This is a genomic window from Faecalibacterium longum, from assembly GCF_040094125.1.
GTDB classification, from domain to species: Bacteria; Bacillota; Clostridia; order Oscillospirales; family Ruminococcaceae; genus Faecalibacterium; species Faecalibacterium longum.
On record NZ_JBBNIH010000171.1, the window covers coordinates 1 to 25,349 of the forward strand.

A 25,349-nucleotide genomic window follows, 5' to 3' on the forward strand; every position below is an offset into this window, starting at 1 on the left:
AGCTGAAACTGCTGACCGATGCGGAGTTTGCTGAATTGGAATTTCCACTGGACTGATCTTTGCCGCCTGCGGGCGGCGTACATAAAGTATTTTGTTCTTCCAAAAGATATGCTATAATCAAATCAGACAAAATTCCTCTCTTCAAGCGATTTCTCCGCAATTTTTCTGTGGCTCTGCTCGTATCAAAAATAAGGGACCGATTTTTAATTGTCAGAACGGAGGAACCATTATGGCAATCTTTGAAAAGACCATCCGAAACAAAAACTTTGACAAGCTGCTTCGGAAGCTGGAAAATGAAATCCCGGACAGCAGTTGGTCGGCAGATTTAGAGGCAGGCAGTGATTTCAAAGAGGGCGATGCCCGGTGCAGTGTCCGTGTATTTGAACGGTACAGCATGATGGGCGGCAACCGCCTGAGTCTGACACTGACCATGTTCCAGAATGCGGACAGTCCGATTCGGCTGTCTGCCATCACCGCAGGAGGCAGTCAAGCGGTGTTTTTCAAGGTGAACACCCTCGGAGAAGAATCTTTTCTGGACGATGTAAAGGACCTGCTGGAAGAAATTTTGGAGGAATAAGATGTTTTACGCTGGAATTGATATGCTGTTCAGCATTCTGTTTCCCATCCTGTTCCTTGTGGTTCTGGGTATGATACTATACACCATCATCGGAAATATCAGCACATGGAATAAAAACAACCATTCGCCGCGGCTGACTGTTCCGGCAACGGTTGTGGCAAAACGAACGGAAGTTTCTCGCCACCATACAGACAATACGATGGCTCATACGTTCACGACCTATTATGTGACCTTTCAGGTAGAGAGCGGCGACCGCATGGAGCTTACCGTAAGTGGTTCGGACTACGGAATGCTTGTGGAGGGCGACATTGGAAAGCTGAGTTTTCAGGGCACCCGCTATCTTGGGTATGAGCGGAACTAAGCGTTCTCCTACATTGTATAGTAAGGAGTACTGTATGAACGATCTGTTTATCCAAGGGCTGACCATCGACTGGAACAGAGTTCGCCCATACAATTATGTTCGTCAGATTCCTGCCATCAGTGGAATCGACACTTTTACATTCCATAAGCCCATTACGTTCTTTGTGGGCGAAAATGGAAGCGGAAAATCTACACTTCTGGAAGCAATCGCTGTTGCTTACGGCTTCAACGCGGAGGGTGGAACGAAAAACTATTCATTTTCCACATACAACTCCCATTCGGAACTATGTGAGGCTATGACGATTTCCAAGGGGTATCGCAGACCAAAGCTCGGGTATTTTCTCCGGGCAGAGAGTTTCTATAATGTAGCCACCAAGGAAATCGACTATTCCGATGACGATCATCCCTCCAAAGGCTATCACCAAAAATCACACGGTGAAAGTTTTCTCGCCATTGCGCAGGACTACATGGGTGCAGATGGAGTCTATATTTTTGACGAGCCGGAAGCTGCTCTATCCCCGCAGAGGCAACTCACGTTGCTGATCAACATTTATCGGTGTGCCCAAGAAGGGGCGCAATTCATTATTGTATCACATTCACCCATTCTCCTCGGAATGCCTGATGCTGAAATTTTTAGCTTCGACAATGGCACGATTCATCCTTGTCAGTATGAAGATACGGACAGCTACGTTATCACCAAAACATTTGTAAATAATCGGCAGCATTTTTTGAACCAGCTTCTGAATGAAGAAACGTAATGCCGGGAAAGGACATTCCATATGAATGATTCTACGTTGAAAGAACTTTGGCAGCAGGTCGCTGAAAAGAAAAGCTGCGAAGCAAAACAGAAAGAGCTGACCGCCCAGAGAGATACGCTTGCTGATCGTCTGAAAAAGCTGGAAAAATCCAAGCTGGCGGAACAGGCTGACGTGGACCGTCTGGAGGGGCACAGCCTTGCCGCATTTTTCTATCAGGTGATCGGAAAGATGGATGAGAAGCTGGACAAGGAACGGCAGGAAGCCTATGCAGCCCGTGTCAAGTACGATGTGGCTCTCCATGACCTTTCTTCCGTTGATGCCGACTTGGAGCAGATTCAAAATAGATTGGCACGGCTGTCCGATTGCGAAAGGCAGTATCAAGCTGCTCTTTCCGAAAAAATCAAAAGCATCAAAGCATCTGCCCATCCTGCCGCACAGCTGGTTGCGGAAAGTGAAAGCCGTATTGCCGCACTGAAAGTCCAAAAACGGGAGCTGCTGGAGGCCATCAACGCCGGAAAGACCGCCCTGCATACGGTCAATGAAGTTCTGGAAACCCTCGACAATGCCGAGGGCTGGAGTACATGGGACGTAATGGGCGGCGGTTTGATGGCTGATCTTGCCAAGTATGAGGAACTGGACGATGCGCAGGAACAAATCGAACAGCTTCAAGTGGAACTGCGACGGTTCAAAACTGAACTTTCCGATGTTGAAATCACCGCCGACCTTCAGGTTACGGTGGACAGCTTTCTAAAATTTGCAGATTTCTTCTTTGACGGCCTCTTTGCAGACTGGGCAGTTCTGGATCACATCAATCAGGCACAGAGCAGAGTGGAGAATACCAAAGGTCAAATCAAGCGAGTCCTTGCACTTCTGAAAAAGATGCGCGAAGATGTTGATACCCAAATCGCTGATGAAAAAGAGAAGCAGGAGCAGCTTGCGGTGGAAACCGAACTGTAGGTTTGGAGTGTCTGTGTATGAAACGAAAATTCCCAAAGATTTTGGATGTCGCTATTCATTCCATAAATCTTATTCTTATCAATTATGCGCTATCGAATATGATGGCTTTTTTTCGGAGCAGCCTCCTTTACATTTTGTTTTTCACCTCTGAAATGTGGGTCTTTGTCCAATACCGAAAAAAAATTGAAGAATTGAGCGACAGTAAAGCTCTTGCAAATCTTCTGCTGATAATCTGTGTTGCTATCGAAATCGGGCTTTTGTATTTCTTTGGGATTGTTTCTGGCGAACTGATTCCATTTAAGATCAAGTGGTGAAATCAAATCTTTGAGTGTACTATTGATTAGGAGACGCTGATATGAAATGTCCTATTTGTGGAGAAGAAATGCTTGCGGGAGGATTGATTTCCGCTGGTATCTCAGTTGGGTGGGTTCCAAAAGACGAGTTTGATAAAAAAGGACTTAGAAGAATTTCCTATCAGGAATGGCACAGTATTGGCAATTCCAGCATTTTATTAGGACAGACAAAGATACCAAACGCTTTTCTATGCAAAAAATGCAATAAAATCATTGGCGTGTTTGATGTTCGCAAAACATTTTCTCATTATGAAGCTGTAACTTTATAGATTAAGGAGATGAATTCTCATGAGTTATGGATGGGCAACTGTTTTCACTTTAGCGGCATGGTTTGCAGGGCTTGTGATTGATGTAAATGTGCGGGTCGGCGACCTCGGTTTACGAACCGTGCTTCCCGTCATCGTGATGGGGTGCTGCGTTATGAAGTACATAAAGGACAATAGCAAATAATCTTATCTCAATACACTTTCCAGCGGGCAACCCCAAAATGGTTGCCCGCTCTTTTTATACCCTAAAAACTAAAGAAGGAGGCTAAAATGCCAAGCAAAACCGAAGAATATCTCGCCCTTGCCCAGCGCACAGCCAACGGCTTGACCCGGTACTGGGAAAGCTGGACGGACTACCTGACCACCGCATCCCGGCTGTACAAGTACCCCTTTGCCGACCAGCTCATGATCTACGCCCAGCGCCCGGATGCCACCGCCTGCGCCGACTTTGACATCTGGAACAACCGGATGAACCGCTATGTGCGCCGGGGCGCCAAGGGCATCGCCCTGCTGGATGAATCCAGCGGATTCCCCCGGCTGCACTACGTCTTTGATGTGTCGGATACCGGGGTGCGCCGCAATTCCCGTGACCCGGAGGTGTGGCAGTACAACGACGACCTGAAGCAGCCGGTTTCGGAAATGTTGAGCAAGACCTACGGCATCAGCGGGGAGCGTATCAGCCAGCAGCTTGCCGATGTTGTTGGGAAACTGGTGGCAGATTACTGGGACAACAACGGCGGCGACATTCGTGCCATCGTTGACGGCTCGCTTTTGATGGATTATGATGAAGCCGGGGTGGAGATGCAGTTCAAGTCTGCCGCCACCATCAGCGTCACCTACACGCTGCTGGAACGCTGCGGGTTTGAGCCTGCCGGGTGGTTCGACAAGGACGATTTTCAGGCGATCTACAATTTTTCCACCCCGGATGCTGTCTTTGCCCTTGGTGGAGCCGTCAGCGACATGAGCCGTGAGGTGCTGCGGAACATCGAGCGCACCGTGAAAACCACCATTCGCCGCCGCAATGCAGAAAGGAGTCAATATGAATACGAACAGCAGGAACGTGACCTACTCGACCGTCGGGGACTACCAGCTCCCGAACCTGATCCTGAACCAGCCCCGGAAGCCGCTGGGCAAGTACGGCAGGCTGCGCCGGACCTACCTGAAACAGCATCGCCCGGTGCTGTACCACACGATGCTGATGAACGGGAGCCTGTATCCGCACCTGATGGAGGTGGAGCAGACGGCAGAGAGCCGGATGCAGCAGACCATGGAGCAGCTTCTGAAGCAGGACCCAGCCCCGGACAAAGCGCAGAATCAACTGATGTGGGTGCAGCACATGAACAGCCTGAAAGCACAGGCAGAGGAACTGGTGCTGACGGAGCTGATCTACAGCTAAGTTTTCTGGATGCGAACATCCCCACCGAAGCCCAGCAAATTGAAAAAATCGACCAAGCGGAGAGCGAAAAAACGCCCTCCGCTTTTGTTTTGTCGCAGGCTGAAATCGAGAACGAACTGCGTAAGCATGGTTCTGGGTTTGCAGGTGGCAAGCAACGCATTATGGCACTGTACCAGACCCAGCCTGACCGAAAACTCCGTGCCAAGGCGTTGGCAAAGGAGTACGGCATCGGTGGGCACTCCCACGATTTTCTGGACGGAAGCCGGGGTTTTGTGAACCACGACTGGAAGGGTCTGGAATTTGACCATTACCCTGACCACCAGAAAATCACCCTGAAATGGGCGCAGGTGGAAAAGTATATCGACCTGATGATCCAGTCCGACCGCTACCTGACCGACAAGGAGAAGGAACAGCGTACTGCCAGACAGGAAGCTGAGTGTCAGCTTCCGATGCTGGATGGCACTGTTGCCGCAGAGTACACTGCTCTGAAAAAACAGTATCCCAACACCCTCGTGGGCTTTGAACTGAACGGTAACTATCTGTTCTATGACAAAGATGCCGTTGCTGTGGAGCGGATTCTGCGCACCAATCTTCTGTCACAGGAAAATGTGCTTGGCAAAGTCAAAGTAACTGGTTTTCCGAGTGAGCAGTGGGCAGCAGAATCTAAAAAGCTGTGGGCAGCGGGCAACAACGTCTATCTGGCTGGCTTGAACGAAAATGGCTCCCACCACCAGACAAAATATCTCCGGGAAGCGGATTATCTGCCAATCGGCAGCATCATCAAGCTGGATGGCCGGGATTTTCGGGTGGAACACGTTAATTTTACGTTCAAATCCGTCAGCTTGCAGGACATGGAGCTGACGAAAAACAGACTGCCCATTTTCCGCAATGAGCATCTTCCGCACATCAGGGAACTGTACGAAGAACAGCAGGCCGCAGCCATTGATCTGGTTCCCGAAAAAGAGGTCAGCTATAAGATCGGGGACGAAGTTGTAGTAGACCTTCCCACCAGAACGATTGAAGGAACAGTAGGCTATATCGGTGATACCGATGTGCGCATCGACACCAGCGCACACGGGCAGTCGTGGGATAACGAAGTTATCAACAAACGACAATTCGAGGACGGTCTGCGGCAGGTTGAAGCGCAACTTTCCGATGAGGAACTGGACGAGCTGCCTATCTCTGCCGTGATGGACGGAAAAGTGCAGACCTTCCCGGATGCCACTGCCTTGGATGAAGCCCTGAATGCCGAACCTGCGCCGGAGCCTGCCGGAAACTTCCGCATCACGGACGACCATCTGGGCGAGGGCGGCGCAAAGCAGAAATATGCCCGGAATATCGAAGCCATCCGCACTTTGTTCAAGCTGGAACAGGAGCACCGGGGTGCCACCGCCGAGGAGCAGCAGGTGCTTTCCCAGTATGTAGGCTGGGGCGGTCTGTCAGATGCCTTTGACCCCAGCAAGGACAACTGGGCAAAGGAATATGCGGAACTGAAAAATCTGCTTTCCGAGGACGAGTACACTGCCGCCCGTTCCAGCACTCTGAATGCCCACTATACCTCCCCGGTGGTGATTCGCTCAATTTATGAGGCAGTCGAAAAGATGGGCTTTAAGTCCGGCAACATCTTGGAGCCGTCCATGGGCGTCGGCAACTTTTTCGGGATGCTGCCGGACACCATGGCAGATAGCCGACTGTACGGTGTGGAACTGGACAGCATCACCGGGCGTATTGCGAAAAAACTGTACCCACAGGCAGACATTACTGTTGCCGGATTTGAAACCACCGACCGCCAGGATTTCTATGATTTGGCAATCGGCAATGTGCCTTTCGGTCAGTATAAGGTCAACGACAAGGCGTATAACAAATTGGGTTTCAACATCCACAATTATTTCTTTGCAAAAGCCATCGACCAAGTGCGTCCGGGCGGTGTTATAGCTTTTGTCACCAGCCGCTACACCATGGACAGCAAGGACAGCACCGCCCGCAAGCACATGGCAGAGTGTGCCGACTTGCTGGGCGCGATCCGTCTGCCGAATAATGCGTTCAAGGCGAATGCTGGCACCGAAGTGGTTTTGGATATTATCTTCCTGCAAAAGCGTGACCGCCCCATCGACCATGAGCCGGACTGGGTGCAGCTTGGCAAGACCGAGGATGGCTTTGCTATCAACCAGTATTTTGTGGACCACCCGGAGATGGTGCTGGGCGAGCTGACCACCGAAAGCACCCCATACGGACACGATCTGACCGTTGCGCCCATTGAGGGCGCAGTGCTGGCCGACCAGCTTGCCGAAGCGGTACAGCATATTGAGGGCCAGTATGTTGAAGTCGAGGTGGAAACACCAGATGTTGCGGATGCAGAAGTCGAGCGCAAGACGCTCCCCGCTGACCCGGATGTAAAGAATTTCTCCTATGCCGTGGTGGACGGTGAGGTGTACTACCGAGAAAATTCGATTATGACGCAGGTGGAGTTGTCCGATAATGCCAAAGCCCGTGTCACCGGCATGGTGGAACTGCGGCAGATCGTCAACCAGCTGATTCAGGAGCAGCTGGACGATTACCCGGATGAGGACATTAAGGCAACCCAAGCAAAGCTGAACACAGCTTATGACGCTTTTACCGCAAAATACGGTCTGCTCAACGACCGCAAAAATGGGCGTTTGTTTGAGGATGATTCTTCCTACTATCTGCTCTGCTCTTTGGAAAATCTCGATGAGAATAAACAGCTCAAAAGCAAGGCGGATATGTTCACCAAGCGAACGATTCGCCCAGAGCACACGATCACCAGCGTGGACACCCCCAGCGAAGCACTGGCAGTATCCATTGGAGAACATGGCCGTGTTGATCTGCCCTATATGGCGGAACTTCTCGGCTCTCCCGGCGATTATGAGCGTATTACCACAGAGCTGCAAGGCGTGATTTTCAAAGACCCTTCTGCGGATGCAGATGAGCCGGAAGCAGGCTGGCAGACTGCGGACGAGTATCTTTCCGGCAATGTGCGGAATAAACTGCGCATGGCTCAGCTTGCCGCTGAAAGCCACCCGGAGTTCAAGATCAATGTGGAGGCTTTGACCAAAGCGCAGCCGAAGGACCTTGAAGCATCAGAAATCGACATCCGACTGGGTGCCACATGGCTGAATCCCGCCATTGTGCAGCAGTTTATGATGGAGACTTTTCAGCCGCCCTACCGCATCCGCTATAACAACCTGATCCAAGTCCGCTACTCTCCATTTACGTCCGAATGGCGCATCGGCAACAAATCTGCCGCCGGAATGTATGATATCATGTCCACCGAAACCTACGGCACCCACCGGGCCAACGCCTACAAGATTTTGGAGGACACCTTGAATTTGCGGGACTGCCGCATTTATGATACCATTGAGGAGGATGGTAAAGAGCGGCGTGTCCTGAACCAGAAGGAGACGATGCTTGCCCAGCAGAAGCAGCAGGCCATCAAGGATACCTTTGCAGGCTGGGTTTGGCAAGACCCGCAGCGGCGGAATCTGCTGGTGAAGCAGTATAACGAGTTGTTCAATAGTACCCGGCCCCGCGAGTATGACGGAAGCCATATCCATTTTGTCGGTATGAATCCGGAGATCAATCTGCGGGAACATCAGCGCAATGCAGTTGCTCATGTGCTTTATGGTGGGAACACCCTGCTCGCCCACGAGGTGGGTGCCGGCAAAAGTTTTGAGATGGCAGCTTCGGCAATGGAATCTAAGCGTTTGGGCCTGTGTCAGAAAAGCCTGTTCGTGGTACCCAACCATCTGACCGAGCAGTGGGCCAGCGAGTTCCTGCGGCTATACCCCAATGCAAAGCTGCTCGTTACCAGCAAGAAAGACTTTGAACCCGCCAATCGAAAGCGTTTTTGCGCCCGCATCGCAACCGGCGACTACGATGCCGTCATTATCGGCCACTCGCAGTTTGAGAAAATCCCTCTTTCTGCGGAACGGCAGGCACGGATCATCGAAGATCAGATCGAGGAAATCGAAAAAGCCATTGCAGAGGCCAAGGAACAGTCCGGTGAGCATTTTACCGTGAAACAGATGGAAAAGACACGGAAAACATTGGAGGTGAAACTGAAAAAGCTACAGTCCACCGATCGCAAGGATGATGTGGTCACATTTGAACAATTAGGCGTAGATAGGTTATTTGTGGACGAGAGCCAGAACTACAAGAACCTATATCTTTACACCAAGATGCGCAATGTTGCTGGCCTTTCTACCTCCGAAGCACAGAAGTCCAGCGATATGTTCGGCAAGTGTCGTTATCTGGATGAAGTGACTGGCGGGCGCGGCGTGATTTTCGCAACGGGAACGCCCATCAGCAACTCCATGACGGAAATGTACACCCTGATGCGCTATTTGCAGTACAGCACTCTCCAGCAGAAACAACTGACCCACTTTGATGCATGGGCTTCTACGTTTGGCGAGACCACCACGGCCATTGAGCTTGCGCCGGAAGGAACCGGCTACCGTGCGCGCACACGTTTTGCCAAGTTCTTTAACCTGCCGGAGCTGATGAATATGTTCAAGGAGGCAGCGGACATCAAGACTTCCGACCAGTTGCATCTGCCTGTTCCGGAAGCCAAGTTTGAAACTGTCGTGGTCAAACCCTCGGAAATCCAGCAGGACATGGTGAAATCCCTGAGCGAACGTGCTGCTGAGGTGCATAGCGGTGCGGTTGACCCCTCGGTGGACAATATGCTGAAGATCACCTCGGACGGACGTAAAATCGGCCTTGACCAGCGGCTGATGAATCCGCTCACCCCGGATGACCCGGACAGCAAGCTGAATGCCTGCGTCGACAATGTTCTGCGTATCTGGAACGAAACCAAAGAGGATAATCTGACGCAGCTGATTTTCTGCGATATGTCCACGCCCAAGGGAGACGGCTCGTTCAATGTCTACGATGATATTCGCACAAAGCTGCTTGCCGCCGGGGTGCCGGAATCGGAGGTCGAGTTCATCCACAACGCTGATACTGAAGGTAAGAAAGCGGATTTGTTCTCCAAAGTCCGCAGCGGCAAGGTGCGTGTCCTGCTGGGCAGCACTGCAAAGATGGGCGCAGGCACCAATGTCCAGACCCTGCTGGTGGCCGTGCATCATCTGGATGTAGGCTGGCGACCGTCCGATATGACCCAACGCAACGGCCGAATCATCCGTCAGGGCAACAAAAACAAACAAGTTTACGTCTATAATTACGTCACGGAGGGGACATTCGACGCCTACCTCTGGCAAACGCTGGAAAACAAGCAGAAGTTTATTTCGCAGATCATGACGAGCAAATCTCCGATGCGCTCCTGTGATGATGTGGATGAGCAGGCTCTTTCGTATGCCGAGGTCAAGGCCCTATGCGCAGGCGACCCGCGCATCCGGGAAAAGATGGATCTGGATGTGCAGGTAGCAAAGCTCAAGGTGCTGCGCTCGGATTACCAGAACCAGAAATATCGTCTGGAAGATAAGCTGCTCAAGCATTACCCGGAGGAAATTCAGAAAGCGAAGAACCGTATTGCGGCTCTGAAAAACGATGCCCAAATCGCAGACGCACACCCGCAGGATAAGGAGAACTTCTGCGGCATGACGATCAAGGGCATGGTGTTCGATGAGAAAAAAGCAGCTGGTGAGCGGCTGATGCTCGCCTGCAAGGAGATGCCGAATGCGGATATGATGCTGCTGGGCACCTATCGCGGCTTTGAGCTTAACATTCGCTTTGACAGTTTCAAGAATGAGCATCAAATCGTTCTCCGCGGCGAGCTGAGTTATCCGGTACCGCTGGGCGATGACCCTCGCGGCAACATCGTCCGTCTGGACAATGCCATCGGCAATTTTGCCGACCGCATTGCCGATGCTGAGGCCGCACTGGATTCTCTGGAACAGCAGAAGCAGGCCGCAGAGGTTGAAATCGCCAAGCCGTTTGCGCAGGAGGAAGAACTGCAAACCAAGTCTGCCCGCCTTGCAGAATTGGATGCGCTGTTGAACATGGAGCATCAGTCCAGCCGGACAGAACCCGAAGCGGAAGAAAAGCCGGATGCCCGCCCCTCTGTGCTGGCTGCGTTGGAAGAAAAGGCTGATAAAGTGGAGCCTGTCCGACCATTCAAATCTTACTTGGATAAGGATGGTGATGCCCGGTGACGGAGCACCGTGACCAGCAGATCCATTTTCGTGTCAGCAAAGTCGAACTGGAACGCATTCGTCAGAAGATGGAAAGTTGCGGTATTTTGAGCATTGGCTCTTATCTGCGAAAAATGGCTCTGGATGGTTACTGCCTGAATCTTGATTTACCACAGCTGCGTCGGATGGCGTACCTTCTTCAGAATTGCAGCAACAACCTGAATCAGGTGGCGAAACGGGCCAATGAAAGCGGGCAGCTCTATGCCGCCGATTTAGAGGACTTGCGTAGTCGGTTGGATGAGCTGATAGCTATTGGCAAGCAACTTCTCGACAAACTCACCGAACTCTAAAAAATTTCCCGCAGTAGGAGGCTGCGGGCTTACATAACGGTTGACATCCTTGCAAGGCAGGGACCGATACCTTTATAATAGGGGCGAAAGGAAAGGTTGGTGTTTGATATGAGGATTCTGTTCAAGATGGTGCTTGCCCCGATCTCTCTGTTTGTAGCTTTTCTGGCTCTGATGGCAAAGTGGCTGCTTACCTTGTCCAGCTATATTGTTGCGCCATTGATGCTGTATATTTTCGGCTGCGGCATCTACACCGTCTACCGCCAGACTTGGGATCAGTTTTTGATTCTGCTGGTTGCTGAATTTTTGTGCTTTGTCCTTTTTGTCGGCGCAACTGCAATGGTGGAGGGCGTTGAACGATTCAGCGGTTGGTTCCGGGACGTGATTTGATTTTGAATCTTTTGTCGCCTTCGGGCGGCTTTTTCATTTGGGGGGTGATCTGCTCTGGCTGCTACTCGTCTGATTGCACTGCATCAGCACAAAGGGAAATCTATCGCCGCCTGCCTAAAAGACCGCACTGACTATGCACAGAACCCCGACAAGACTGAAAAGGGCGAGCTTGTCAGTAGTTATCAATGCAGCCCGCTTACCGTGGATGAGGAGTTCATGCTCACAAAGAAGCTATACGAGCAGGCCACCGGGCGCAGCCAAAAAAGCAATGTCATCGCCTATCAGATACGGCAATCCTTCCGGCCCGGTGAAATCACGGCAGAGGAAGCCAACCGCATCGGCTACGAACTGGCCTCCCGATTTCTGAAAGGCAAACACGCCTTTATTGTTGCCACTCATACTGACCGGGAACACATCCACAACCATATCATCTACAATTCCACTGCACTGGACGGCACCCGGAAATTTCGGGATTTTTTCTTTTCCGGTCTGGCAGTGCAGCGATTGAGCGATCTGATCTGTCTGGAACATCAGCTTTCCGTAATCGAAAAGAAGCCTTACCGGGAGCGGCAGAAGCGCATCACTTACCCGCCAAGGGAAAGCAACCGCGACCGGCTGTGCGGTATCATCGATGAAATTTTGCAGCAGGAACCCACCGACTACGAAGAATTTTTGCAAAAGCTGGAACAGCAGGGCTATGAAATCAAACGCGGCAAATACACTTCCGTCAAGGGCGCACGGCAGAAGCGCTTTATCCGTTTCAAGACACTGGGTGCTGGGTACAGTGAGGAAGAAATCAAGGCGGTGTTGGCTGGTAGGGCAAAGCATCATCCCCATCAGAAACAGCCACCAAAGGAACAGACATTTCAGTTGCTGGTGGACATTCAAGCGAAACTTGCCGAGGGCAAGGGCGGTGGATACGAGCGTTGGGCGAAGAAGCACAACCTGAAAGAGATGTCCAAAACGCTGATTTTTCTGCAACAGCAGAAAATCAGCAGCGCAGACGAGCTAAAGGAATGTGCGGATGCTGCACTTTCTCGCTATCACGAACTGGGCGATTCCATCAAAACCTCTGAGAAGCGGCTGGCAGAAATCGCAGTGCTGAAAGCACACATCATCAACTATGCCAAGACTCGACCTGTGTATGATGCCTACCGTAAAGCTGGGTACAGCAAAAAGTTTTTGGAAGAGCACTGCACAGAAATCACGCTGCACAAGGCGGCGAAAGCGGCGTTTGATGAATCCAATTTGAAAACGCTCCCCAAGATTAAGGAGTTGGATGCGGAATATTCCAAACTGCTGACAGAAAAGAAAGCACGCTACCCGGACTACCGCAAGGCGCGCGATGAGATGCAGGAGCTTCTTCAAGCGCAGAAAAATATCGAGCTTTTCTTTGATGAGGAAAAGGATCCAAAGCAAACCGAACATTCCAGATAAACAATACGACCCTGAGAACTTTGCCGCTTATCCGGCAAGGTTCTCGGGGCCTTTTTTGCTTATTACTCAGTCTATACTCAGAGCAGCATTTCCGGCGCTTTCAATTTGTTTGGCAATCATGTTTTCCAGTTCCTGCGTGATCGTTGCACAATTTGCAACTCGGTAATTCCAGAAATAAGAAACACCTTCGCACTCTTCCACGGACAAATCACTGTTGACCAAAAGCAGTCGGTCGGAGGTTACTTTCAGCTTTTCGCATAGAGAAGCGTATTTTCCATAATCAATACTTCGGCTGGACGATTTGGCTTCCACCCAGAAGAATTTTCCGTTGATGGAAAACGCAACATCCAGTTCATGCGTGCTCCCTGCGGATGCCGCTTCTGAAAGAATCACATTGGAGCAAAGCGAAACTTCTGCACCCTGCTCCTCCTGATAGCGATTCAAAATCTGCTGAACCTGATGCTCCACAAAAAGTTCCAGCCACTTCCCGCTCAGGAAATGCCGGACAGTCTCATTTTGCGCAAGCTCATAGACGATATTCTGCGGATAGATCACAATGGATGCAAAAAGTCCCATTTTATCCCACGTCTGAGCGATTTCCGAAAGTGTGGCAAACGAATTCTTGGAAGTACCCTTTGGGATACGGAACGAAAAAGAGCCGTCACTCTGCATATGTGTCCGAATAAACTGCAAGAAATCCACCACTACCGGGTCGCAAAGAGCTTCGCCTGTTTTCCATGCCATCCGCTGAACGGCAATCGGCGGAAGTTTTTTCGGTACGACCTGCTGAACGATTTTATACCCACAGCGTTCCAGATGTTCCAATGCGGTCAAAGGCTTCGGAGGGATTTTTTCTTTAACTTCGGACTTTTCTGCACCGGATGTATTCTCAGTCAGATAGTTAAACTTCCATCCGTATTCCCAAGCAGGCGAACGGGTCAACACACCAACTGCATGAAATCCGCTGTCCGGTTCCTCCATCGGAAATGTGATTTTGTTCTTTTGGATATTGATTTGGAGCGTTTTATTTTTCAGCGCTTTCTGATAAACGTCAAGAAGGAATTCCTTTCCCTTATATGTCAGCTCACTGGAATTGTTTGCAGAAAGACCAGCATTTTTTGCCAAAGAGAGAAGCAGACAGGTCACTTTGGGCAGCTCAAGGATATGCTCCATCTGCGCAGCGTCCGGAATCACTTCCGCATTTGCGTTATCGGGCTGCGGCAATTCGTCTGCCGGAGTCTCCTTTGCTGGTGCAGAAACTTCGGGTGTCATTGTTGAAGCAGCCTCAGATTTTCCAGACTTGGGCAAAGGTTTCGGCTCCGTATAGACCTCATCAATAAATAATTCATAGGAATCAATGCACGAAAGTTTTCCTGCCGCTGCAAGTCCCACATAAATCGCAGCCGCCCGTGAGGAATCGCCATAATACTTTTTAGAATCCGCGGCGGCAGCAATATCAGAAAAGGCATTATATCGGCTCAGCTTCGCTGCCTTTTCCGGGAACTGCTTCAATGCACGGCAGTAGAGCCATTCAAAAAACGAATCCATGTACGGCTCTGTCGGATACTCGTTTCCTTCCAGCGAGTAACGAAGCAGCTCTCCACTGGTTCTCAGCCGGGTGTCTTTATGAACCTTGGGCGGTTCGCAGGTCAAAAGGTCAGCAAATGGCCCGCCATGTTCAAATACTTTGGCAGCCTCAAAAACCGTGCTGATGGGTACATCCTGCGCAACAGAATCCAGATGCAGCAAAAGCCGCAAAGAAGAAACAGCTTCACCCTCCGGCTGAACGGATGCAGAGCTGATTTCCAGAATCGAAACATCCGGGTCTGTTATATGGACGGCATCATGGACGGCACGGATATTCTGCCGCTTGCTGCCTTTTATCCATGTGAATGTCACCGGCTGTTCTCTGCAATAGGGATAGCCGGATATGGGAAAACAAATGGTTCGTGTTGCCATGAACACCTCCAACTTTTTAGGACAAACAAGTTTATGTAAATCAAGTATAGCACAATCCCGGATGTGCTGCATAGCACTATTTTCTGCTTCCGGGAATCCATCTGTGCAAAAAGTGCCGATACCACAGGCATCGGCACTCAGATTAAAAAGCATTTTGCAAAAATGTGCAGCCTGCATCCACCGGATGCAGAACACAAGGGGTTTGGGCACGGCCCAACAAGCATTTTGAATTTGATTTTTAGAAATCAGATTCAAAAATTGCAAGTTGGTACCAGCTTGCACTGCTTGCAGAAGCTTTGAAGAAAAAGAGTATCAGACGGGAGTATAGATATAAATGTTGCGTCCCATCTCTCCCGTTTCAACATCGAAGCTTCCCGATGCCACTAGTTTTCCGTTATGAGTTATCTCAACATAAATATCCCAAAGGCCAGCAGACTCCCAATATGCTTTCGGCGATTGACGAATCTCTACATTAAGGTCATCCGGAACACCCAAATCTTTTGCAATGATTCGCAGCTGCTGATCTGTAAAGCTATCTCCTTGGGATATTTTATCTGTAGGGTCGTCCCATTCGCAGATGTAGGCACATCCGGCATCAATTATTCCATCTGCATCATTCCATGTCCCATCCTGAAAATTTTCATAGAACATTGCATAGTGCTCAATACCATCCTGATTGTTCGGCTCACCAGAATGCCAATTTGTATAAGCGGTGCTGGTTCCATTGACCCATTTCCAGTTTCCTTCAGAGCTTTTATCGCTGTAACCAAAGTAGGCATTCTCGTACCCTTTTGCTTTCATTGCACTGTAGAGAAGAAAATTTTCCGTTGACGATTCAATGACCGCCAGATGACCGCCTTTCCACTCGCAGCGTCTCTCTGCTTGCTGCCATGTGATTGGGCCGGACTCCCACTCCGATTCGGGCAATGTATAGAACTCATAGAGGTGTCCTGTGTAACCTTCGACCTGTGTTTCCTCGGCCACATCGGATGCTTCCCATTCGCAAATGTATCCGCTTTGCTCATAAACATTACTATTCGCAAGGTCGTTCCATTTTTCCGGCCACATGGCAACACAGCTTTCTCCCGCAACGACATTACTGGAATTATTAGGTTCACCGTCGCCCCAGTTCTCATATTCCCATGGTTCGCCTGTCACCCAACACCATTGCCCCTCCGTGTTTTTATAGCCGCCGATCCAGAGTTTGTGGTTTCCAGCATTATAGAGATTCAACTTCTGTTGTTCTTCTTCTGAAGTAATTGTTGCAAGGTGTCCGCCTTTGGCTTCACAGGCCGCTTTTGCTTCTTCCCATGTAAGCGCATCATAGAAAATTCTGTACTGGTGCTCGCCACTTGGTTCAAATGGCAAATCATCCCCAGTTTGACCTTTGGCTTTCTCATTACTCAGTTTGATTGCCTTTTCCACCGCCAAACGCGCGTTTAACAACGGATATTGTTCCTTAACACTTCCATAACTTCCTGTTGCAGTGCTTATTATAATATCCTTCACTTCTTTGGCGGTAAAGGTAGGATCAATGCCAAAAATCATTGCAGCAACACCAGCAACGTGAGGGCACGCCATGGAAGTACCAACAAGGCCATCATAGCCATTTCCATAAGGAACTGTGCTATAGATGGACGCATCAGGTATTCCGTCAATAGTCTTCTCTCCTCCTGGCGCAAGCACATCCACTCTGCTTCCCCGGTTGCTGTAAGCTGTTACTTCATAACCGGTATGCTTACATTTTCCCCAAGATGAATGCTTTCCTGTATTCTGTGCCGCACCAACAACAATAATCATATCCTCGATTTCCGGATCTGTAATACCGCTAATCATATCCCACTGTGCGTTTACACTGTGAGTTTTACAATTTTCTTTAGAAATCCTTCCAGCATATCGTTTGAACTTTTCATCCCAATATTTTTTCGTTTCATCGTCCGTACTATCGAACTCACCATTCATATATTTCAAATAGTCACTATACAAAATATATGGAAGATTGAAATCATCATCTGCATCTTTTGAAAAAAACAGATCATGGTTGTTATCATTATTTGCGCATTTGCAAATGATAAATTCCATCTTTGAAAGTTCTCGGACATATTTCAAAAATGATGCAAATTCTTCATTAAATTTATTTATAACATTAATAGCATCATCATTATTGTTGCTTGCGTTGCACCTTACTTCTACTCCAAATGCACTTTGTGATATATTGATTACCTGACATTGTTTTTCAACAACAAGATATAACATTGCAATTTTCATGCAATACAGATTACTTCCATCTCCAAAGGTTGGTTTTTTCTTATCAATGGTACGATATAATGGTGAGTCAGACCAATCCACTCCGTATAGTTTTGCATTTGGAGCCACACCGCAAATACCTTTTCCATTATCAAAATCCGCACCAATAATTCCGGAAACATGCGTTGCATGCCCTTTGCCTGACCACTTTCCTTTCCATATACTCAAGCCTTGATTCATCATAGCGGAAGCATTTCCAAGCGGCATTTCTTGAAAGACATCTTTTAGATCCTCATGGTATGGGTAAAAAATGCCGTCTATCACGCCAACATTGACCGGCTGCATTTGATTACGGTATACCCATGCACCCGGCGCATCAATGGCCTTCATGTTCCAGTTGTTTCCAGAATTTCCGCTCCAATCGTCCCATTTTTTATCATTTGGATAATACGCCGAAGAACCCGAAATTGCGTCATTTTCCAGCTCAAATGCATAATTCAGAGAAGAACGTCTCACATAGGGGAGTGCTTTGAGCTGTTCAATCATCTGCTCCAGTTCTCCCTGCGTATGCGCAGCAGGGAGAAGAATCTGGTAATCCGCAGTGACAGGGATTTCACCAACGACCTCACCGCCAATCGTCCGCAGATAGTCTTTCAGTGCAGAAAGACTGTCGGAGCTGTCCAATGTGACCAGAAGCTCGTTGTTAACATATCCAAAACCGCCCTGCATTACAACATTTTCTGCTGCCGGTTCGTGATAAATCAGATCACCCATGTCCGTTTCAGGGATGTCTTTTTCTACATTCACCGCAGAGACTTCTTGAACAGTTTCAGTGGGCTTAGACGACAAATTGCTGAAAATCAAAAAAGCCAAAATCGTTCCCAGAAACAGTACAAGAATGCCAAGCAGAGCAAAGAGCCATGTCAGGTTGTTCTTACGGCGCTTTCTGTGCATATGATTCGCAGTAGATTTCTTCATAATGATATTCCTTTGCTTGAGTTATCGAAATTTGTGATGCAATAAAAAAACTGGAAGAATGCCATAAGTTAAAGCTCTGCGATGCTTCGCAGAAGCTCAGAATTTACAGATAGAATGCAGCGAACAGATCGCCGATTCCATAGAAGAAGTCACCGAGACTGGTAAAGCCCCAGTTGCTGCCACCAGACATTGTGTGGGTATAACCATCGGAGTAAGTATATACACCGTTTTTCTTGGAAACGACAGCACCATGGGACTGCTCAAGCGTTTTGGATTCGCTTTCCCATTTATCGTAGTAGGTGCTACGGAACATACGTCCGAAAGCATAGCAGACCTGAGAAATGATACCGCCGCCCTCAACACAAGACATTTCACTTTCGTTCAGTGCCATATAATTAGCGGGCATCTGAAGTTTGCTGTTTGCCATAAAGCAACACTCCTTTTATTTTGTGCCTTCTTCCAGTTTTTTTATTGCACCCCTTTCTTTCTATAATTTTCCGATCTCAGCCTTTATATCTTGCCAATAGAACCGACGTATTATCGTGCCCTCCGGGAACAGCAAGTGCCGTTTTGACCATCTGTTCCGCCGCCTGTTTCAGATTTCCCGTCACGGCCAAAATTCTGCACATAGTGCTGTCCGGCAGATAGCGGTACAGCCCGTCCGTGCATTGAATGAGCACATCTCCCTTCCGAAGCTGGAACGGCATCCGGTTTCCGCTGATCAATGTCAGCTCCGAAATCCCAAGATAGCTTGTCAGAGCAGCACGCTGCGGATGATGCAGTGCCTCATCCTGTGTTATGCTGCCCTCCAGTGCCATTTGGTCAAGCTGGGCACCAAAATTGTGATCGATGTTCAACTGCTCTAGCGTACCATCTCTATACAGGTAAATATGGCTGTCTCCTATACTGCACCAGAACAGCTTCCCGTTACGGAGAAACACTGTCGTCAGAGTCGTCCCCGCTTCGATTTTCTGGTTGGCCGGGTCCCGGAGATTCTTGACTTCCTCGTTCAGTCGTAGTGCTGCGCGTCCCATCTCCGTAGGAATATCTTCCGCCTGAGCGTGTTCCAGCAGGTATCTCGTTACCCCATGCGCCGCCAAAGCGCTGGCACGTTCGCCCCCGGTAAGCCCGCCCATACCGTCACACACAGCGCAGACTGTGCAGAAATCCCCAAAATCAAAGCATATCGAATCCTGCTGGCTTTTCCGGGTTCCAATCGACGTATAGCTGGCGATCTCCGCCTGACTCGTCTCATAGGCATCGGCACACATCGTTTTTTCTCCTTCGTCTTTTACGGGTATCAGAAGAGTCTGTGTGATATCATCCATCGCTTCGGGAATGGTATTGGCTTCCTCGCCTGCCTTTTTTCGCTTGAACAGGGACATCACGTTTCAATCACCACCTTGAATGTGTACTCGGGCGACACGACACAAAAAATATCGCCATCTTTCAGTGTATACGATTTTTCTTTTTCCATTGGCTTTCCGTCCGCCAGATAGGTGCCATATTTGGACAGGTCCCTGACGATAAATTCCCGCTTGGGCTCGTTGTAAAACACCTCGCAGTGATTCCGGCTGATCTGGTTATCCGCTGGCATCATCACGTCGCTCGTCGCCAAACGCCCGACCTTCACCGTGCGATTCGGCTCGATTATCCACCGCCGTCTGGAAATGTGACCACCCGATTTCCGCATCGTCAGCTCCAGATATGCCAGCCTGCGTTTTTTCGGATGGAAGAATGCGGCCAGGCGCTTCGGCTCTGGCATATTCTGCTCCTCAACCTGACACATCTTCTCCGAGTCGTCGGAAGTCTCGACATGAATTTCCGCCTGCTTCGATGCCTTTGATTTCGGCATCAGTGCCCCCAAATCGATGTCGTAGTCCTCCGGCCGGACGACCTGTTCCAGTGCATCCAGAAAATCAAGCATCCTGCGATAACGGTCGTGGTAGTCGAACGCCAACGCCTTGTCAATCACGTCCGACAGCTGTCGGGAGACAGCGGGACACAGCTCGTGCAACGGGGGATAGGAGGCTCCTTTCGCACGGCTCAGTGCGTCCAGCATCTTGCGCCCTGACACGATAAAGTAGAAAGTTGCGGCCAGTGCGTAAATGTCCGTCCACGGTCCCTGACACGGTTTCTGCGTATACTGCTCGTAAGGGGCGTAGTTCGGCTTCAGGTAAATTTTTCTTTCTTTATTATCGCTCCCCTGACGGAACGAGCGTGCCGCGCCGAAATCGATGAGCTTTATTTCACCGTCCTGTGTGATAAGGATATTTTCCGGGCTGATATCCCCGTGGATCATGCCGAAACGATGGACTTCTGCCAGTGAACTTCCGAGCAGGAACAGCATCTGGAGTGCCATCTTGAGCGTCTGCTTCGGATTATGATTTTTTCGGAACACCCGCAGATTGCAACCCTCAATCAGCTCCATTGCAAAATATGCCGTCCCGTTTTCTTCAAAAAAATCCAGAATGTCAACGACAGAGATATTTTCTCGAAGCTCCTGAAGGGCGCATGCTTCTTCAATGAACTGCTGCTTTCCCTCTTCATACTCAGGCCGGTTTTCTTCATCTGCCAGGATGAGGGCACCATCTGGTGTCCTCCCCTGAAGCAGACCGGACGGGAAGTACTCTTTGATGCAGCAGCGTAGGCCGCTCTGCATATTCTCAGCAAGATACGTAATTCCGAAACCGCCCTGTCCCAAACTCTTGCCCAACAGGTATTTTTCTTTCAGAATGGTGAACGGTGCCAGATAGTCTTTCACTGCAGAAGATTCTTCTGCATGATACCCGCAGTTCCGACACTCCCCATGCTCCATCGCTTCCTGAAAGCAAACGGGACAAAGTTTTTCTTCCAGACCCGCCATCTTTTATCTCACCCCGTCCTAATACTTTCCCGGCTCAGTTTTTGAACTGGAAGATTTCGTTTCCGAGCGTGATATACATACCATTCGCCAGCGTCACTGTATTGCTGCCCAGAATTTTCTCGTCGCCCACGAACGTGCCATTTTTGGAGCCAAGGTCCTGAATGGTGCAGACACCATTGCGGCAGCTAATCTTCGCATGGGCACGGCTGATGATCGGGTTGGAGACGATGATGTTTGCCTGAGAACCCTTGCCGATCACAACCTCTGTGTTATTGTAGATTGCAAAACTCCGGTTCGTGTTCATCTGGATCAAAGAGGCCACGACTGTCATCGAGTTGTCCGTTGCCGGCACGGTTGTGGCATTGCCGTCATCGACCAGATTCGTCTCGGCATCCCGACTCGGATCGTTGCTGTTCCAGTCGTCCACGAACGCTTCCTCGTCTTCATGCACCGCATAGCTAACGATCACGGAAGCCACGGACATGATTGCGGCCAGTACGAGGAGCACAATCAGAATCATAGTCAGTGCAGGGGCAACACGGCTGGTTATCGAAGTGTCCGTCGGATCGATGGAAAATTTACCCGCAAACACAAAGAAGTACACTGCCAGCAACTCGATGATGCCAATCAGGTTCGCCACCAGTGCGCACCAGCTTATCGTGAACACACTAGCAATAGCCGCTGCGACGACCAGCACGAAGAACAGTACCAACAGTGCCACGCAAATTTTAGAGATATCATCCGAGGCATCACTCATGGTTTCAAGATTTACCAGCCTTGCCTTCTGCAAATCGGGACTGACAAGATAGGAAAATACACTCGTACTGCCTTTTTCAACGAATTCATCGATCTTATCGGAGGTAGTGCCCGCACCGAACTGAAAATTCAGCTTTGCTGCTTCTTTCATCTGTTTAAGCTCAGAAGTCATGGTTGCAGGGATATCCTTAAAGGTCCCCTTTTCCGTTTTCATCTGGTATCTCAGCTGATACCCCGGCACAAAAAGTGCCACAAGCAAAATCACCGTTGCAATCCACGAAAGAACCGCTCCAATTTTTTTACCCTTGGGGGCATCCGCAAAGAATGTTGCAAATTTTCTGTTGTCCTCCATAATAATGTCTCCTTTGTTTTACAATATTTTATCCGCCGGAGTAGAGTGTTCCAGCAAGATATCCTTTATTACCTTTTTCCCCGCAGTCTGCGTAGCCTTTTTCCATAATGGGAAAAGACCTTTTTTCTCTCCGACCGCGCTGATAAGGATGCCTGTGATATTGTCCGTCTCTTTTCGTTTCATGCAGAGCTGTGCTGTTTCTTCCAGAGCCTCATGTAACTTTTTTTCCTTGGAAGAATACCTGCAGCTCTTTTTTATTTCAGCCTCTGTCACCTTGCGGCGAAACCCGTCGCAGCAGATCAGAAACGTCCGGTGCGGCAGAACCTCACCGGAAAGATAATCCGGTTTCACATCTTTGCCCGCTCCCACGCACTGAAGCAGGAGGCTTTGTCTCGAATCTTTCCGGGCTTGTTCCGGTGTCAGTTTTCCTTCGGTAAGTTCACGCTGGACGATGGTATGATCTGTCGTAAGTTGCGTGAGGGTATCCGAAATGATATATGTCCGGCAATCTCCGACATGGCAGATGTAATACCGACCTTTCATAAAAAGAACAGCTTCCACTGTCGTTCCGCTGCGGAATCCGGCCTTTTCGGAGTTGTCTTTCAACCGGATATGAAGCGATTGGATAAGATTGTCCCAGTCATCGAACAGCTCCGTCTCCGGTTCTTCCTGTTCATATAGTTCCTCGACACGCTCATCGAACCAGTCCCGGAAGGCTGTCACGACCGCTGCGCTGCTCCGCTCGCCCATTTTCAGTCCACCTACGCCGTCGCAGATCACTGCGAGGACAGCTTCATCGTCCTGAGTCTGACCTCGTTGCACCAGAAGGAGAGAATCCTGATTCGTTTCCTTCTGTATTCCGATATCGGAATAATATGCGGCACAATATTTCATGTTCCTTTTCCTGCTTTCTCAGCGGTATTCGTGTTCGATTTCAAGAAGAACCATTTTCTTCTTTTTGTGCAGCAGAACGCTCCCGACCACGGCCAATAAAACAGCAACCAGCACCAGACAGATACCACACACCACCATGATTTGTCCAACCGTCATTTTCTCCACCTCTTTTACTGCCAGTTGTTCCGTGCCATGCGGTCCAGCTCATCCATCTGCGGGTCATACACGCCAGATGCCTGCTCTGCACGATAGAGTTCAGCAGCCGTTTCGTAATATCCCAGCGTTTTCGTGTAGGATGCTCCGTTCTGCAAATCAAGTTCGCCCTGAACAAAGGCGAGCCATTTATACACCCGGTAGTCCTTGGGGTAATCTTTTTTCAGTGCCTGAAGCATCTCCATCGCTTTGGAGAAATCATGTAGCTGATATTGCAACATTGCGATATTCAGCCGGACTTCCAGCGTGGTGTTTCCGTTTTTCTCCAGCTGCTGATAGGTTCGCAAGGCATCTTTTTGATAGCCGGGATTCCCGGTCGCTTCCGCCTGACGAATATATGCGGACGCCAGCTGTCCGGCCAGCGCGTTGTAATATCCATCGGGGAGCTGTTCAATGCCCTGATTCAGGAGATTGATTTCCTCCGAAAGCATGGAGTCTCCGATATCCTCACAGATCGATGCTGCCAGACGGTACGCGCGTGCAAGCTGGTCGTTGCCGTCCGCCGAGCCGATTGCCTTACGGGCGGCATCCAGCGCATCCGGCAGGTCTCCCTGTTTTCTCAGAAGCTCGCTTTGAACGACCTGATAGGCACCGCTTTGTTCGGCGTCAGGGACAGCTTTCGCCATCTCTGCAAGGACCTCATCCGCGCCAGAATAATCGCCCAGCTGAATCAGGGCGGTCGCCTCACCCTGATAATAGCTCAGGATATCAGGAGAGTATCCTATCGCTTTCTGGTACATCGTCGCAGCCGATTCATAGCTTTCCAGCTCGTAGTAAGCCTCCGCTGCCACGTTGTACAGGTTTGCCACGCTCTGTCTGCTGTAATATTTCAGCTCACGCGACTGCGTCGTTTCCACTGCATCGATGCACTCCTGATACTTTCCCTGCCGATAGAGAAGGACTGCCTGTTCCACATATGCTTCCAACTGGTCATCGTAAATCGCGATAGCCTGCTGCAGGTCCTGCTCCGCCTCATCAAAGCGCATTTCATCGGCGGCCGTCCGGCCTTTCCGCACGAGGGCATCATAAGCGGCGTACCGTTCCACGCCGATTCGCTGTACGCCAAACAGGATAGCCAAAGTTCCTGATACCGCAAGGACAAGAGAGACCGCCGCCACAACTCGCTGAGAATGAACCACCTTTTTATAGCGTCCGTCGATTGCGTGGATATCCTGCAGTGCCCGGAGCATTTCCTGTGCGTCGCAGAAGCGTTCTTCCTGCCTTTTCATCATCGCTCTGGCGATGATGAGCAAAAAGCTACGGCTGAATTTGAGTTTATAGCTCGTGATGGGCCGAACATCCTTCAGCGAATGGCCGGGCTGCTGCCCGGTGATTGCATAGTATAGAGTCGCACCGATGCCATAAACGTCCGTTCTCTTGCTGATAGTGCCATAACCACCCGCATTGGTTGCTTGCGCCGCTGTGACAGAATTGCTCACACCTCTGCCGGACGGATCCTTGTTGGATCTGACATTCTGATAGGCGAACGCATCTTTGTATCCTCGCAGCGGCATGGTTTCTTCAAGCGGAACCGTCTCGATCGTATCGGGCGATGCTCCCGGACGGGTATACTGTTCCGGTGCCGCATAGCCCGGCGTTGCGCCAATTGCCAGTACGCCTTTTGAAAAAACAAGCGATGTGTTAAAATCGATGACGCAGATATCGCCGGCGGGTGTTATCATGATATTGCTGGGCTTGATATCACAGTGCAGGATCGGAGGTACCTGCGAGTGAAGATAGGCAATCACCTCACAGAGCTGACAGGCCCACCGGTACGCAAGCTTCTGGCTGACCGGACCGTGTGTTTTGACGTAGTTTTGCATGTTCTCGCCCGGTATCATGTCCATGATGGTATAGACATAGCCGCTCGGGCTTTCGATCACGTCATAGATGCGCGGAAGATACTTGTGCTTCAGCGTCTTGAGGATGTTGGCCTCCGCGCGCTCATCCATCCGTCCCTTGAACTTCTGTTTCACACGCTTGATAACGACGTCAACATCCAAACTGTCTTTGTGCGCACGGTAAAGCGTACCCATTCCGCCCTCGCCAAGAGGCCGGATCGCACTGTAGCCGCTCCCAAGATCCGCCGCCCATTGGCTGGTTTCGTTATAATTCATGCACATCCTCCCACAC

At 49.9% G+C, this 25,349-nt stretch carries 20 protein-coding genes; 11 read left to right on the forward strand and 9 right to left on the reverse strand.

What is annotated here, in order from left to right; genetic code table 11:
* Nucleotides 1–229: 229 nt before the first annotated feature.
* From AAAU26_RS13400 to AAAU26_RS13460, 11 genes are all read left to right on the forward strand, one after another.
* Nucleotides 230–577 (forward strand): DUF6054 family protein, encoded by a 348-nt coding sequence (locus AAAU26_RS13400; protein ID WP_097782404.1) that lies wholly within the window; start codon nt 230–232, stop codon nt 575–577.
* 1 nt (nt 578) lies between these two features.
* A complete protein-coding gene (locus tag AAAU26_RS13405) occupies nt 579–938 on the forward strand; it encodes a DUF2500 domain-containing protein (protein WP_158397127.1) in 360 nt (119 codons plus the stop codon).
* Nucleotides 939–972: 34 nt separating this feature from the next.
* Nucleotides 973–1,695 (forward strand): AAA family ATPase, encoded by a 723-nt coding sequence (locus AAAU26_RS13410; protein WP_015564286.1) that lies wholly within the window; start codon nt 973–975, stop codon nt 1,693–1,695.
* A 21-nt stretch (nt 1,696–1,716) separates the two neighbouring features.
* Nucleotides 1,717–2,652 carry a hypothetical protein gene (locus tag AAAU26_RS13415; protein WP_227619144.1) on the forward strand — a complete coding sequence of 312 codons (936 nt, stop codon included), beginning with the start codon at nt 1,717–1,719 and terminating at the stop codon, nt 2,650–2,652.
* Nucleotides 2,653–2,669: 17 nt separating this feature from the next.
* Nucleotides 2,670–2,966 (forward strand): hypothetical protein, encoded by a 297-nt coding sequence (locus AAAU26_RS13420; RefSeq protein ID WP_227619145.1) that lies wholly within the window; start codon nt 2,670–2,672, stop codon nt 2,964–2,966.
* Between the two features lie 41 nt (nt 2,967–3,007).
* Entirely contained in the window at nt 3,008–3,274 is a 267-nt protein-coding gene (locus tag AAAU26_RS13425) for a PF20097 family protein (protein ID WP_227619146.1), read from the forward strand.
* Between the two features lie 19 nt (nt 3,275–3,293).
* The gene (locus AAAU26_RS13430) at nt 3,294–3,455 is read left to right on the forward strand and encodes a hypothetical protein (RefSeq protein WP_015565631.1); all 162 of its coding nucleotides are present in this window, start codon (nt 3,294–3,296) and stop codon (nt 3,453–3,455) included.
* Nucleotides 3,456–3,541: 86 nt separating this feature from the next.
* On the forward strand, nt 3,542–10,798 hold the full coding sequence (locus AAAU26_RS13445) for a MutS N-terminal domain-containing protein (RefSeq protein WP_489705584.1): 7,257 nt from the start codon (nt 3,542–3,544) through the stop codon (nt 10,796–10,798).
* Entirely contained in the window at nt 10,795–11,127 is a 333-nt protein-coding gene (locus tag AAAU26_RS13450) for a plasmid mobilization protein (protein ID WP_156073441.1), read from the forward strand. Before AAAU26_RS13445 ends, AAAU26_RS13450 begins: the two co-directional genes overlap by 4 nt.
* Before the next feature lie 108 nt (nt 11,128–11,235).
* On the forward strand, nt 11,236–11,514 hold the full coding sequence (locus AAAU26_RS13455) for a hypothetical protein (protein WP_015565635.1): 279 nt from the start codon (nt 11,236–11,238) through the stop codon (nt 11,512–11,514).
* A gap of 54 nt (nt 11,515–11,568) precedes the next feature.
* Nucleotides 11,569–12,951, forward strand: coding sequence for a relaxase/mobilization nuclease domain-containing protein (locus AAAU26_RS13460; RefSeq protein WP_227619165.1), 1,383 nt, complete (start codon nt 11,569–11,571; stop codon nt 12,949–12,951).
* Between the two features lie 66 nt (nt 12,952–13,017).
* Here the strand turns inward: AAAU26_RS13460 and AAAU26_RS13465 are convergent, their stop codons facing one another.
* From AAAU26_RS13465 to AAAU26_RS13505, 9 genes are all read right to left on the reverse strand, one after another.
* The gene (locus AAAU26_RS13465; RefSeq protein ID WP_227619150.1) at nt 13,018–15,174 is read right to left on the reverse strand and encodes a DUF1887 family protein; all 2,157 of its coding nucleotides are present in this window, start codon (nt 15,172–15,174) and stop codon (nt 13,018–13,020) included.
* A gap of 48 nt (nt 15,175–15,222) precedes the next feature.
* Nucleotides 15,223–18,135, reverse strand: a complete 2,913-nt coding sequence (locus tag AAAU26_RS13470; RefSeq protein ID WP_320443579.1) for a S8 family serine peptidase — start codon at nt 18,133–18,135, stop codon at nt 15,223–15,225.
* Nucleotides 18,136–18,238: 103 nt separating this feature from the next.
* Entirely contained in the window at nt 18,239–18,562 is a 324-nt protein-coding gene (locus AAAU26_RS13475) for a hypothetical protein (protein WP_015565637.1), read from the reverse strand.
* A 76-nt stretch (nt 18,563–18,638) separates the two neighbouring features.
* Nucleotides 18,639–19,520 (reverse strand): PP2C family protein-serine/threonine phosphatase, encoded by an 882-nt coding sequence (locus AAAU26_RS13480; protein WP_015565638.1) that lies wholly within the window; start codon nt 19,518–19,520, stop codon nt 18,639–18,641.
* Nucleotides 19,520–21,001 carry a protein kinase domain-containing protein gene (locus AAAU26_RS13485; RefSeq protein WP_156073447.1) on the reverse strand — a complete coding sequence of 494 codons (1,482 nt, stop codon included), beginning with the start codon at nt 20,999–21,001 and terminating at the stop codon, nt 19,520–19,522. Before AAAU26_RS13485 ends, AAAU26_RS13480 begins: the two co-directional genes overlap by 1 nt.
* 34 nt (nt 21,002–21,035) lie before the next feature.
* Nucleotides 21,036–22,109 carry an FHA domain-containing protein gene (locus tag AAAU26_RS13490; protein WP_015565640.1) on the reverse strand — a complete coding sequence of 358 codons (1,074 nt, stop codon included), beginning with the start codon at nt 22,107–22,109 and terminating at the stop codon, nt 21,036–21,038.
* 18 nt (nt 22,110–22,127) lie between these two features.
* Nucleotides 22,128–23,003 (reverse strand): PP2C family protein-serine/threonine phosphatase, encoded by an 876-nt coding sequence (locus tag AAAU26_RS13495; RefSeq protein ID WP_223451747.1) that lies wholly within the window; start codon nt 23,001–23,003, stop codon nt 22,128–22,130.
* 18 nt (nt 23,004–23,021) lie between these two features.
* Entirely contained in the window at nt 23,022–23,159 is a 138-nt protein-coding gene (locus tag AAAU26_RS13500; protein WP_015565642.1) for a hypothetical protein, read from the reverse strand.
* A gap of 14 nt (nt 23,160–23,173) precedes the next feature.
* Nucleotides 23,174–25,333, reverse strand: a complete 2,160-nt coding sequence (locus tag AAAU26_RS13505; RefSeq protein ID WP_015565643.1) for a serine/threonine-protein kinase — start codon at nt 25,331–25,333, stop codon at nt 23,174–23,176.
* Nucleotides 25,334–25,349: the final 16 nt, after the last annotated feature.

Bases quoted from the DNA above. Each gene is read 5' to 3' on its own strand.
- AAAU26_RS13400 (WP_097782404.1), top strand. From the start codon at position 230: ATGGCAATCTTTGAAAAGACCATCCGAAACAAAAACTTTGACAAGCTG.
- AAAU26_RS13405 (WP_158397127.1), top strand. From the start codon at position 579: ATGTTTTACGCTGGAATTGATATGCTGTTCAGCATTCTGTTTCCCATC.
- AAAU26_RS13410 (WP_015564286.1), top strand. From the start codon at position 973: ATGAACGATCTGTTTATCCAAGGGCTGACCATCGACTGGAACAGAGTT.
- AAAU26_RS13415 (WP_227619144.1), top strand. From the start codon at position 1,717: ATGAATGATTCTACGTTGAAAGAACTTTGGCAGCAGGTCGCTGAAAAG.
- AAAU26_RS13420 (WP_227619145.1), top strand. From the start codon at position 2,670: ATGAAACGAAAATTCCCAAAGATTTTGGATGTCGCTATTCATTCCATA.
- AAAU26_RS13425 (WP_227619146.1), top strand. From the start codon at position 3,008: ATGAAATGTCCTATTTGTGGAGAAGAAATGCTTGCGGGAGGATTGATT.
- AAAU26_RS13430 (WP_015565631.1), top strand. From the start codon at position 3,294: ATGAGTTATGGATGGGCAACTGTTTTCACTTTAGCGGCATGGTTTGCA.
- AAAU26_RS13445 (WP_489705584.1), top strand. From the start codon at position 3,542: ATGCCAAGCAAAACCGAAGAATATCTCGCCCTTGCCCAGCGCACAGCC.
- AAAU26_RS13455 (WP_015565635.1), top strand. From the start codon at position 11,236: ATGAGGATTCTGTTCAAGATGGTGCTTGCCCCGATCTCTCTGTTTGTA.
- AAAU26_RS13470 (WP_320443579.1), bottom strand. From the start codon at position 18,135: ATGAAGAAATCTACTGCGAATCATATGCACAGAAAGCGCCGTAAGAAC.
- AAAU26_RS13475 (WP_015565637.1), bottom strand. From the start codon at position 18,562: ATGGCAAACAGCAAACTTCAGATGCCCGCTAATTATATGGCACTGAAC.
- AAAU26_RS13480 (WP_015565638.1), bottom strand. From the start codon at position 19,520: ATGTCCCTGTTCAAGCGAAAAAAGGCAGGCGAGGAAGCCAATACCATT.
- AAAU26_RS13485 (WP_156073447.1), bottom strand. From the start codon at position 21,001: ATGGCGGGTCTGGAAGAAAAACTTTGTCCCGTTTGCTTTCAGGAAGCG.
- AAAU26_RS13490 (WP_015565640.1), bottom strand. From the start codon at position 22,109: ATGGAGGACAACAGAAAATTTGCAACATTCTTTGCGGATGCCCCCAAG.
- AAAU26_RS13495 (WP_223451747.1), bottom strand. From the start codon at position 23,003: ATGAAATATTGTGCCGCATATTATTCCGATATCGGAATACAGAAGGAA.
- AAAU26_RS13500 (WP_015565642.1), bottom strand. From the start codon at position 23,159: ATGACGGTTGGACAAATCATGGTGGTGTGTGGTATCTGTCTGGTGCTG.
- AAAU26_RS13505 (WP_015565643.1), bottom strand. From the start codon at position 25,333: ATGAATTATAACGAAACCAGCCAATGGGCGGCGGATCTTGGGAGCGGC.